This is a genomic window from Clostridioides sp. ES-S-0005-03, assembly GCF_020658455.1.
In the GTDB taxonomy this organism is placed as follows: domain Bacteria; phylum Bacillota; class Clostridia; order Peptostreptococcales; family Peptostreptococcaceae; genus Clostridioides.
In genome coordinates this window covers 126,931-139,237 of record NZ_JACVWI010000001.1, presented here as the reverse complement: position 1 = coordinate 139,237, position 12,307 = coordinate 126,931, and the positions used below count along the sequence as shown (strand labels likewise).

At 29.7% G+C, this 12,307-nt stretch carries 12 protein-coding genes; all 12 read right to left on the bottom strand.

Annotated elements, in window-relative coordinates; genetic code table 11:
* Window positions 1-15: 15 nt before the first annotated feature.
* The 12 genes from IC218_RS00645 to fapR all read right to left on the bottom strand — a co-directional run bounded on the left by IC218_RS00645 (window position 16) and on the right by fapR (window position 12,296).
* Window positions 16-741 carry a gamma-glutamyl-gamma-aminobutyrate hydrolase family protein gene (locus IC218_RS00645; RefSeq protein ID WP_227434111.1) on the bottom strand — a complete coding sequence of 242 codons (726 nt, stop codon included), beginning with the start codon at window positions 739-741 and terminating at the stop codon, window positions 16-18.
* A gap of 35 nt (window positions 742-776) precedes the next feature.
* Window positions 777-1,022, bottom strand: a complete 246-nt coding sequence (locus tag IC218_RS00640; protein ID WP_227434110.1) for a TIGR03905 family TSCPD domain-containing protein — start codon at window positions 1,020-1,022, stop codon at window positions 777-779.
* 359 nt (window positions 1,023-1,381) lie between these two features.
* Complete coding sequence (locus IC218_RS00635) at window positions 1,382-3,382, bottom strand: sigma 54-interacting transcriptional regulator (protein WP_227434109.1); 2,001 nt, start codon at window positions 3,380-3,382, stop codon at window positions 1,382-1,384.
* A 30-nt stretch (window positions 3,383-3,412) separates the two neighbouring features.
* Window positions 3,413-5,131 carry a tetratricopeptide repeat-containing diguanylate cyclase gene (locus tag IC218_RS00630; RefSeq protein WP_227823628.1) on the bottom strand — a complete coding sequence of 573 codons (1,719 nt, stop codon included), beginning with the start codon at window positions 5,129-5,131 and terminating at the stop codon, window positions 3,413-3,415.
* 243 nt (window positions 5,132-5,374) lie between these two features.
* Window positions 5,375-6,613 carry a beta-ketoacyl-ACP synthase II gene (fabF, locus tag IC218_RS00625; protein WP_227434107.1) on the bottom strand — a complete coding sequence of 413 codons (1,239 nt, stop codon included), beginning with the start codon at window positions 6,611-6,613 and terminating at the stop codon, window positions 5,375-5,377.
* A 28-nt stretch (window positions 6,614-6,641) separates the two neighbouring features.
* The gene (gene acpP / locus IC218_RS00620) at window positions 6,642-6,866 is read right to left on the bottom strand and encodes an acyl carrier protein (protein ID WP_227434106.1); all 225 of its coding nucleotides are present in this window, start codon (window positions 6,864-6,866) and stop codon (window positions 6,642-6,644) included.
* 76 nt (window positions 6,867-6,942) lie between these two features.
* Window positions 6,943-7,692, bottom strand: coding sequence for a 3-oxoacyl-[acyl-carrier-protein] reductase (fabG, locus tag IC218_RS00615; RefSeq protein ID WP_227434105.1), 750 nt, complete (start codon window positions 7,690-7,692; stop codon window positions 6,943-6,945).
* On the bottom strand, window positions 7,692-8,642 hold the full coding sequence (gene fabD, locus IC218_RS00610) for an ACP S-malonyltransferase (protein WP_227482195.1): 951 nt from the start codon (window positions 8,640-8,642) through the stop codon (window positions 7,692-7,694). The genes fabG and fabD overlap by 1 nt, the downstream gene beginning before the upstream one ends.
* 15 nt (window positions 8,643-8,657) lie before the next feature.
* On the bottom strand, window positions 8,658-9,587 hold the full coding sequence (gene fabK, locus IC218_RS00605; protein WP_227434103.1) for an enoyl-[acyl-carrier-protein] reductase FabK: 930 nt from the start codon (window positions 9,585-9,587) through the stop codon (window positions 8,658-8,660).
* Between the two features lie 106 nt (window positions 9,588-9,693).
* A complete protein-coding gene (locus tag IC218_RS00600; protein ID WP_227434102.1) occupies window positions 9,694-10,680 on the bottom strand; it encodes a beta-ketoacyl-ACP synthase III in 987 nt (328 codons plus the stop codon).
* Window positions 10,681-10,705: 25 nt separating this feature from the next.
* The gene (plsX, locus tag IC218_RS00595; protein ID WP_227482194.1) at window positions 10,706-11,728 is read right to left on the bottom strand and encodes a phosphate acyltransferase PlsX; all 1,023 of its coding nucleotides are present in this window, start codon (window positions 11,726-11,728) and stop codon (window positions 10,706-10,708) included.
* A gap of 10 nt (window positions 11,729-11,738) precedes the next feature.
* Window positions 11,739-12,296, bottom strand: a complete 558-nt coding sequence (gene fapR / locus IC218_RS00590) for a transcription factor FapR (RefSeq protein WP_227434100.1) — start codon at window positions 12,294-12,296, stop codon at window positions 11,739-11,741.
* Window positions 12,297-12,307: the final 11 nt, after the last annotated feature.

Sequence of the window (12,307 nt, the reverse complement as noted above, 5' to 3'; positions counted from 1 at the left end):
TCCCCCCAAGGTATATTATAAAGTTGAACAAATATTTACGAAATATTTAAATAACTTTTCCATTTTATTACAATAATCTACCATCATTTCTGGATGCCACTGTATTCCTACTACAAAATTTTCATCCTCTTTTTCAATAGCTTCTATTATACCATCTTTTGAGTATGCTATGGCTTTTAATCCTTCACCAAGTTGTTTAATACTTTGATGATGATAACTATTTGTAAGTAATTGTTTTCCTAAAATACCTTCTAAAATACTCCCGTCTTGAACATCTACCTTATGAGTAGCTACATGTCTTTTAGAAGATTGTGTATGTTTTATGTAACTTCCTTTAACAAGACTATTATCTTGATATAAAGTTCCACCTAGGCTTACATTTAATATTTGTAGCCCTCTGCATATACCTAGTATTGGCTTTTTAAGTTCTAAAGCTATACTTATAGCAATTAAATCAAATTCATCTACTTCGGGATATATAAACGTTGTTTCTTCTCTTGTTTCTTCACCATATAATTGAGGATTAACATCCCATCCTCCAGATATTAAAACTCCATCAACCATCTCAATCTGTCTCTTTATAACTTCTCTATCTGTATTTACTGGAATAATAACTGGGCTACCTCCTCCCTTTAATACTGCGTTTATATAATCATTATTTACATAGGATCTTTCAAGCCCAGGAAACATTCCATTTTCCATTATTATCAGATTTCCTAAAATACCTATTATTGGTTTCATAATTAAACTCCTAACTAGTTGATTGTTTTATGTACTTATTTTTTATTTATATAATTCTCTAATGCCAGAGAAAGTTGGTCTGGACAAGATGTTGGTTTTGTTTTACACTCTATTCCTTTTAGTTTTTGAATTACATTTTCTATATTCATACCTTCAACCAATACTTTTAATCCTTTTAAATTTCCATCACATCCACCAACAAAATTTACATTTGTAACTTTGTCATCTTTTACCTCAAATTCAATTTCTGTAGCACAAGTCCCTGTTGTTTTGTATTTCATAATTAAACCTCCCAATTATTTTGTTGTCTTATCTATATAGTTAGCAATATATATGCCAAAATTTATACTTTACGTTTATTTATTATTTATCAAGTATTCACAATGCTTCCATCAAATATTTTTTTATTTTTAGATATAAATACAAATTTTTTTGCAAATAAAAATAGGTAATGGGTTATTTACTTATAACCTATTACCTATCTAAACCTATTGTCTAAACCTATTTATATTTAATTTATTTTTATATGCTTTTAATATATAGTATTAAATGTTAATTTGAGCATAAGATGGTTTAACTTTTATATATATCTTTCCAAGTTCTAAGATATTTCTATTTAGAATCTTTTACTTTAATATGCCTAATTCATATTATTGTAAAACTTTATACCTTCTTGTGTTATTTGACTTCCACATCTTCCAGATTTAGATGATATGTATCCACACTCACTCAAATAAGACAATACTTTTCTTACTTTACTTTCAGATATTTCAATACCCTCCTCTGTAAGTTTTTCTATTATAAAACCTCTTCCAACTCCAGAAGTTAAATCTTTTCTTTCATATAGTATTCTAAGTATATACTCAAATTCTTTTTTGGTATAACTAACCCCATCATCAAAGCTACTAATATATTCTGTCTTTATATAAGGTGGAAGGTCATCTTTAAAAACCATACTTTCACACATTAAACTTACATAAGAAGCAACATTTTGCAACTCTCTTATATTTCCTGGCCAATTGTATTTTTCTAAAATAACCTCAACTTCAGGAGAAATTTTTATATCCTTTTCCAAAAAGAAATTCATGAGAGTTATTATATCTTCTTTTCTCTCCCTCAATGATGGTATGTCTATTGGTAGTACATTCAATCTATAATACAAATCTTCTCTAAATTTACCTTCTCTAATCATTTTAGGTAAATTTTTATTTGTCGCAGCTATAATTCTAACATCTATATTTATAACATTGTGGGAGCCTATAGGCATAACTTGTTTTTCTTGAAGTACTCTAAGTAATTTTGTCTGTAATAATGGAGGCATATCTCCAATCTCATCTAAAAATATAGTTCCATTGTTTGCAAGTTCAAATAGACCTTTTTTCCCTTCTCTTAATGCTCCTGTAAAAGAGCCTTTTTCATAGCCAAATAACTGACTTTCTAATAAGCTATCTGGAACTGCAGCGCAATTAACTGCTATAAAAGGCTGATTACTTCTATTAGAGTTATTGTGAATTGATTGGGATAATAATTCTTTACCAGTTCCACTCTCTCCTATTATTAAAACAGAAAGGTCTGATTTAGATATTTTTTTAGCTAACTCTATACACTTTGTCATCCTCTTATTCTTAGTTTTTATATCTTTGAATGTGTACTTTGCTATTTGACCTTGCTCTCTTAATTTATTGGTAAGATTTTGTTCTAATTTTTTTATATAGGTTATTTCTTGTAAATTGTAGTATATACCAGCTTTATTACCCATAGAAAATATATTTTTTTTATTTACATTTATATATTTCTTATTTGTAAATACAACTTCATCAGCAATTTCTTTATCTTCAAGTAAAATATCCAAATCTTTAGAGATAATATCTTTTATGTTTTTTCCTCGTATATTTCTGTCTATACCTAAAATTTTTAATACTTCTTTATTAAATGTATTTACAACACCATCTATTGAAGTAAATATTATTCCATCCTTTGACAAATTTAATATAACATCTTGTTCTTCTATTTTTAGAAATAATTGTCTATAATTGTCTTTGACACCATTATCTAAGCTTATTAGACGTTCAGAATATACCATCAGATTTTTTCTTATTTCCTTCACATCAATTTTAAGCCCATTTATTATCTCTATAAAAGTAGATATATCAATGTATCTATTTCCTAAATCAATTACCTTATTTATATAATTTGGTACTTTTTGGGTTACTCCAGGTGTTATGGCTATATCTATATTTTCATAGGTTTGTCCTTCAATATATGGAGTAAGCTTTAAATTTTTTACTCCTATCTTATAAAACAGACTTATTGTTTCTAAAGTAGTTTCTTTTGTGTCATTTACAACTAATACTTCTGTTCCATATGGTATTGAAAACAATCCATATATTTCTTTTTCTTTAAGAGTTCTTCTCACAACTATAATTTTACTATCTTGTACTAAATGCTTTCTCATGCTATTTAATCTGTCATCATTCATTACTAAAACAAAATCACCTTGTATTTTATCATCATCTTTTAAATTTTCTAAATAATAATGATTTATATCAAGATAATTTTCTAAAACTAATCGTATATTTTCTTCCAAGAAAGATGATAGTTTAGTTATCTTATCTGTTACTATAGCTATTGACTGCTTCATATTTATACCTCATATCTATATAATATACAATTATTTGTACACTACTTTATTTCTTCCAAGCTGTTTTGCTTTATATAGATTTTTATCAGCTTCTTCTAATATGTTTTTGCTATCAGAGACATGGGCTATACCTGCACTTATAGTCACAGTCACATCTTCACCCCATTTTTTATTTTCAATTGCATTTCTTATATTGTCAATTATATCAAACACTTCTTCACCAGATTTATCTCTTATCAATATAGAAAACTCTTCTCCACCATATCTAAATACTTTATCTTCTTGCTCAAGCATAACACAAATAGTATTTACTATGCCCTTTATGACAACGTCTCCAAATTTATGTCCATAATTATCATTTATAAGTTTAAAATTATCTATATCTATCATTACAAGTGCAAAGTTATCATCTTTTTCTCTGTACTTATTATACATAATATCAAAACTTTTCCTATTATAAACATTTGTAAGTCCATCATGTAAATTTTGTGCTTTAAAGTACTTCAATCTATTATATAAAAAAGTAGAACCTAATGTAATAATTAAAATTACACTAAATAATATTTTATAAGACTTAATTTCTTTTTTACTTTTTTCAAAAAACTCACTTTCACGTGATACCTTATCAATTATATAAAAACTAATTTCCGAATCTCTTATACTTTTGCTCTCTTTATATTCATTTATTAATATCTTCTGGTACTTATTTACAGAGTTTACATTCCCTTGTTTCTCATATATATTCAATATTTCATTTAAGGTTTTTATTTTCTCTTGAGTTAACTTTCTTTTAGTAGATATCTCTAGGCTTTTTTTATAGTTATCTATTGCAGAATCATAGTTTTTACTTTTATATTCCAAATTTCCCATTGCCATATAGTAATACATACCTTTATCTAATATATGAATTGATTTATCATATTTTATAAGATAATCAGCTCTTTCTAAAAGAGTCATTGCCTTTGATATCTCATTTTTTCCTACATGTGCATTTGCCTGCATTATAGAAGCCATTATTTCAAAATCATTGTAATCATCTATGTTTACAAACTTTTTATAGTCTTTTACATTGCTACATGTTTCAATGGCTTTATCATATTCTCCCAACTCTACATATATTTCTGCTAAATTTATAAGAGCATATAATCTAACCATTCCATTTTTTTCATCTTCATCAACATCTATCTTAAAAGAATCCTTTATTAATTTTTCTCCTGTTTCATATCCACCTACCTTTAAAAGTATGCTCGCCAAATCAACATCTAGTCTTGCTTTTTCATAATTATCCCCTAATTTCTCAGCTAATTTTATAGACTTTACAGTTAAATCTACTGCGCTAGAATAATTATTATCCATTATGTACACTGATGCTAGTCTTTTCTCTATACTAAATCTACATTCATCAGATAATTTTACATCTGATGTTCTCATCTTTTCTAACGAATCAATAATTATCTTCGTTCCATCTGGGACATATGAAATAGTCTTTAACATATCCCAAACTTCATTATATACTTTATTGTATTTTTTTTCTGGGATAGATTCAAAAGAAGTTTTGACCATTTTTTTTGCTTCATCATACTTCTTATCTGACACAAGACTTTCAGATATATATTTTCCTTTATTTATAATTTCTCTTTCTTTAAGTCCATTTTGATCATACCCTATAAACAAAATAATACTAATAAGTATTATAGCTATAAAAATTATCTTTTTGGGTAAACTTTTCTTTGGTAGTCTAAAATTCAAAATTTTAGCCCTCCTTCTGTATATTGTAGAATGAAAAATTGCATATATATAACCTCTCAATAATTTATGATACAATATATCAAAATGATTTACAACATGTGCTAGAATTAAAATTTAATAAAAAAGTCCCCTAAATTAGACATTTATTCTAATTTAGGGGACTTTTAATTTAGTTAATATAAATTTATAAGGTCAAAAACAAGTGCTTGTTTTTTAATGTTATTTTTAATATTTGTCATTTATTTATACATATTTTTTTAGTACAATTGTAGCATTATGCCCACCAAAACCTAAAGAATTTGATAGTGCATATCTAATATCTTTTTCTTTACCTTTATTTGGAACATAATCTAAATCTAAATCTTCGCCAACTTCTTGTATATTTATAGTTGGAGGTACAAAATTATCTTCTATACTCATTGCACAAACAACTGCTTCTATTGCACCTGATGCTCCTAATAAATGACCAGTCATAGATTTTGTCGATGATACACATAAATTATATGCATTTTCTCCAAATACAGTTTTTATAGCCATAGTTTCATATAGGTCATTATAATAAGTTGAAGTTCCATGAGCATTTATATAATCTACTTCTTCTAGTGGAACATTTCCATCTTTTAAAGCCATATTCATAGACCTAGCTGCTCCTTCTCCATTTTCAGCTGGAGTTGTCATATGATATGCATCAGCAGTTAAACCATATCCTACTACTTCTGCATATATTTTTGCACCCCTTGCTAAAGCATGTTCTAAGTCTTCTAATATAACAATACCTGCTCCTTCTCCCATTACAAATCCATCTCTGTCCTTGTCAAATGGGCGTGATGCAGTTTTAGGGTCATCATTTCTAGTTGACATAGCCTTCATATTACAGAATCCAGCAAATGCAAGTCCTGTTACAGCAGCTTCAGAGCCTCCTGCTACCATAATATCTGCATCTCCTCTTTGTATAACCTTAAAGGCATCACCTATTGAATGAGTTCCTGATGCACAAGCTGTACATACATTAGTATTAGGTCCTTTTGCTCCTAAAAATATTGAAACTTGACCTGCTGCCATGTTTCCTATCATCATAGGTACAAATAGTGAACTTACTCTTTTGTTTCCTTTTTCTAAAAGAATTTTATGTTGAGTTTCTATTGCTTCAACCCCACCTATACCAGAGCCTATTATAACTCCAACACGTTCTCTATCAACTTTATCTAAATCAAGATTTGCATCTTCAACTGCTAATTTTGCAGAAACTATTGCAAATTGAGCAAATTTATCTAATCTCTTTAATTCTTTTTTGCTTATATATTCCTCTGGATGAAAATTCTTAACTTCTCCTGCTATTTGAGTTTGATATGTGCTAGCATCAAAATTAGTTATTTTATCTATACCAGATACTCCAGATTTTATATTGTTCCAGAACTCTTCTTTTCCTGTTCCCAATGGTGTAACACATCCAAGTCCCGTTATTACTACTCTTTTATTCATCTGATACCTCCACTTTTTTAAAGCTCGACTATTTGTTAGCTTCTATATAGTTAACTATGTCCCCTATAGATTTGAAGTTTTCTGCTTCTGTATCTGGTATTTCTATACCAAATTCATCTTCAAGTGCCATTATTATTTCTACTGCATCTAATGAATCTGCTTCTAAATCTTTCATTAATGATGTTTCCATAGTTATTTCTTTATCTTCTACTCCTAATTGTTCTATTATTATTTCTACAACTTTATTAAACATTGTGTTCCTCCTAAGATTTTTTATTTTAATTTTTATTTTAAATAGATTTCTCTACTTTTTAAAGTATTATTTTTTATTATTGCATTACCATTCCACCATCTACATTTAACACTTGTCCTGTTATATAACTTGACATATCACTAACTAAAAATGCTACAGCATTGGCTACATCTTCTGGTTTACCATAAGATTTTTTTGGTATATTTGATAGTGTTGATTCTTTTACCTCATCACTTAGTACTTTAGTCATATCTGTTTCTATAAATCCTGGTGCCACTGCATTTATATTTATATTTCTTGATGCTAATTCTCTTGCAGAAGATTTTGTAAATCCAATCACGCCAGCTTTTGATGCACAGTAATTAGTTTGACCTGCATTTCCCATGATTCCAACTACTGAAGTCATATTTATTATTCTACCATATTTCTTTTTCATCATAGGTTTAATAACTGCTTTTGTACAATTAAATACACCTTTTAAATTTATATCTATAACTCTATCAAAATCTTCTTCTTTCATTCTCATAAGTAATGCATCTTTAGTTATACCTGCATTATTAACTAATATATCAATTTTTCCAAACTCTTTTATAATAGAGTCCATCATTTGATTTACTTCATCAGATTTAGATACATCACATTTTATAGAAGTACATTTTACACCCATACCTTCTATTTCACTTTTAGTTTTTAGGGCTTCATCCTCTTTAGAAGTATAATTGATTACTATATCAGCTCCAAGAGATGCTAGTTTCTTTGCTATTTCTCTCCCTATACCTCTAGAGCCACCAGTAACAATTGCTACTTGTCCTGTAAGATTTATCATTATATCTCTCCATTTCCATAATCTTGTACAAATTCATTTAAAGAATCTATACCATCTATATTGTAAATATTCACACTTGCTTTTTTATTAGAGGCTATCTTCTTAATAAATGCTTTTAAAGTTTTTCCTGGTCCCATTTCTATAAAAGTATCATACCCATCATTTAATAATCTTTCTATAGAATCTTCCCAAAGTACAGAAGAACTTACTTGTTTTATAAGCAAGTCTTTACCTTCATTTTCATAGTAATCTGCATTTACATTTGCTACTACATCAACTTTAGGCTTAGTCATATTAACTTTGTCTAATTCACTAGCTAGTTTTACTCCAGCTTCTCTTAACATTGATGAGTGGAAAGGCCCACTTACATTTAATTTAACAGCTCTTTTTGCTCCTGCCTCTTTACATTTTACCATTGCTTCTTCTATCTTTTCATTTTCACCAGATATAACTACCTGACCAGGAGAATTGTAATTTGCTACTTCTACAATCCCTCCTTGTATGTCTTTTACAACACTTCCTAATATTTCTCTATCTAAACCTAAAATCGCTGCCATAGCTCCAACCCCTGTTGGGACTGTTTCCTGCATAAATTTACCTCTTTTTTTAACTAGGCATACAGCATCTTTAAAATCAATTGCATCTGCTGCAACTAATGCACTATATTCTCCTAAAGATAAACCTAAACATGCATCATATTTTAAATCTATTTTTGATTGTATCGCTTTTAGTACAGCTACACTATGTGTAACCATAGCTGGTTGAGTATTTTCAGTTTTAGAAAGTTCTTCTTCACTACCCTCAAACATAAGCTTTTTTAAATCTATATTTAAGGCACTACAAGCCTCGTCTATCACATTTTTGGCAACCTCGTTATTTTCATATAAATCCTTAGCCATCCCTACATACTGGGCTCCTTGACCAGGAAATACTAGTGCAACTTTTCCCATCATGCTCCTCCTGATTTACAGTTCTATGCCTGGCATAATCTCTTTTGCTTGATTTACCATAGTTTCTATAATTTCTTTACAAGGTGTTATTTTTTTTACCATAGCAGCACTTTGACCTGCCATAAATGAACCTTTTTCTATATCTCCATCTACTGTTGCAAATCTTAAAGCACCTGTACCTTTTTGGTCTAATTCTTCAGGAGTAGCTCCATTTTGTTCCATCTTTAAGAATTCTTTTGATAATTTATTTTTTAATGTTCTTACTGGATGACCTGTGCTTCTTCCTGTAACAATTGCATCTCTATCTTTTGCTTTTAACACTAATTCTTTGTAGTTTAAATGTACAGAACACTCTTCACTACAAATAAATCTAGTTCCTACTTGAACTGCATTCGCACCCAGTGCAAATGAAGCAACAATACCTCTACCATCTACAATACCTCCTGCTGCTATTACAGGTATATTAACAGCATCAGCAACTTGTGGAACTAAAACCATAGTAGTAAGCTCTCCTATGTGTCCTCCACCTTCTGTCCCTTCAGCTATTACTGCTGTAGCTCCTAACTTTTCCATTCTTTGCGCTAAAGCTATTGTTGGTACTACAGGTATAACTTTTGTTCCAGCTTCTTTTAATCTGTCCATATACTTTGCAGGATTTCCAGCGCCAGTAGTAATAACTTGAACCTTCTCTTCTATAATTAAATCTATTATATCATCTACAAATGGTGACATAAGCATTACATTTACACCAAAAGGTTTATCTGTTAATTCTTTACATTTAACAATTTCTTCCTTTATAGCTTCTTTTGGTGCATTTCCTGCTGCTATTATTCCAAGTCCACCTGCATTAGATACAGCACTTGCTAATGATGCAGTAGCTACCCATGCCATTCCCCCTTGGATAACTGGGTATTTTATATTTAACAGTTTGCAAATTTTATTCATATCATTCTCCTTCACTTAAAATCAAAAGTAAACTTTTTATTGTAAATTAACTTTAATTTTTAGATAAAGCTAATTTTGTTAATTAAAGAATTTTAGATGTTTTGTACTATAAAGTCCACTTAACAACTGAAGCTCCCCAAGTTAAACCTCCACCAAAGCCAACTAAAACTACATTATCACCTTTTTTGATTTTTCCTTCTTTATATGCTTCATCTAGCGCAACAGGTATAGATGCAGCAGACATATTTCCATACTTATTTATATTTACATAAACCTTATTCATATCAAGCCCTAATCTCTTAGAAGAAGCTTGTATTATTCTTATATTAGCTTGATGTGGTATTAGATAGTCTATATCAGTTGTATTTAAATTTGCTTTTTCAAGAGCTGTTAAAGATGTTTCTGCCATCTTTCTAACTGCAAACTTAAATACATCGCTACCTGCCATCTCTATTGTATGTAGATTAGCTTCTACAGTATCTTTACTTGCTCTAAGTCTTGAACCTCCAGCAGGTATCTTTAAACAATCTTTTCCCCTACCATCAGAACCCATATGTGTAGATAGGATTCCGCCTTCACTTACAGGTCCAATAACAGCTGCTCCAGCACCATCTCCAAATAATACTGCTGTTGACCTATCATTGTAGTTTAGAAACTTTGAGCAAGTTTCTGCTCCTATTACAAGTACATTTTTATAACAACCAGTTTCCACAAATTGCTTTGCAATAGTTACTCCATATACAAATCCAGAACAAGCTGCTGATATATCAAATGCAGTAGCATTCACTGCTCCTATTGCTTCTTGTACTATACATGCAGTTGAAGGCAAAGACATATCAGGAGTAATTGTTGCCAAAATAATCAACTCTATGTCCTCTACATTTAACTTTGCACACTCTATAGCTTTTAAAGCAGCCTTAGATGCTAGGTCAGAAGTTGCTTCATTATCTTCTACAAATCTTCTTTCCTTAATACCAGTTCTAGTGCTTATCCACTCATCTGATGTATCCATTATTTTTTCGAAGTGAAAATTATCATATGATTTCTCAGGTAGATAACTTCCCACACCTAATATTCCAGCCTTTGTATTCATTATATATTAAACCTCCAAAACGAGTTTATTCATCTTCGTTATTTTTATTTTCTTCATTATATTTACTTATAAATTGATTGATATCCTCAACAACTTTTCCTTTTGTAAATTTTATACCTTGATTTATAGCATTTTTTATAGCTTTAGCATCAGAGCTACCATGAGCCTTTATAACTCCTCCATTTAATCCTAGAAGTGGAGCTCCACCATACTCAGAATAATCTATAAAACTCTTTAATTTTTTTAAATCATCTTTTATAAGTAATGCTCCTATTTTGCTTTTTGTACTAGCCATAAAAGTTTCCTTTATAAGACTCATAACTGAAAGGGCTACCCCTTCAGCAGATTTAAGTAATATATTACCTGTAAATCCATCACAAATAATTATATCTGTATATGCATTTATAACCTCTCTAGCTTCTACATTCCCTATAAAATTTAAATCTAATTTTTTAATTTCCTCATATGATTTTTTAACTAAATCATTGCCTTTACCTTCTTCTAGTCCAACATTTGCTAGTGCCACTTTAGGATTTTCAAGTCCCAACACTTTTCTTGAGTAAATATTACTCATAGCTGCAAATTCAACTAGATTCTTAGATTTACAATCTGCATTCGCACCACAGTCTGCTATAAGTGTCATTCCTCGCTTTACATTTGGTATTGCTGAGCATAAGCAAGGTCTATCAATTCCTTTTATTCTACCGACTACAAATAATCCACCAGCAAGTAAAGCTCCTGTGTTTCCAGCTGATATTATAGCATCTGCCTTACCTTCTTTTACGAGGTTTAATGCTACTACCATAGATGAATCTTTTTTGCTTCTTATAGCCTTAACTGGTTTATCTTCATTTTCTATAATCTCAGTAGTATGAACTATTTCTAGTTTATTTTTATCAAATTCATAATTTGAAAATTCCTTTTCTAATAAATCTTTATCTCCTGTGATTATTAAATCTACTTGATATTCTTTTATAGCATTTACTGCGCCTTCTACATTAGATTTTGGTGCATTATCTCCACCCATTCCATCTATTACTATTTTCATGATTTTCCTCCTAATCTAACTCTTCAAAGATAAACTTCCCTCTAAATATTTGCTCTTGGGCTTTATTGTTGATAACAACTTTTACATAATGCTTTTTGTCTATATTTCTATACACTTCTGCTTTTGCTATAAGTCTGTCTTGTTGTTCTATCAACTTAAAACATTTTACATTTGCAACTCTCATAATAACTTTAGGTGCATCTATTATAGCCATTGCTAATGAATCTGCTAGAGAAAATATATACGTATCTTTCAAAGTATTAGTTTTAGAGTAAATCATGTCCTCTGTAACTTCTAACATAGATATACCTAATTGCCCTACAGATAAATCAATGATTTCGCCTGTAATTTCCTTTACTCCTAAAGTCTTTACTTTTGAACTCTGAGTTTCTGCTATTGATTTGACTCTTTCTCTTAGCTCTGGTATGTTTAGACTCATTCTATCTAATCTTATTGTCTGTATACTAACATTAAACAAACTTGATAATTCTTCATCAGTATAAAAAGGATCAGTCTTTAGCATATCTATAAGCTCTTGTTGTCTTTGGGCTTTACTCTTCTTTTTCATGTTCCCTCCAA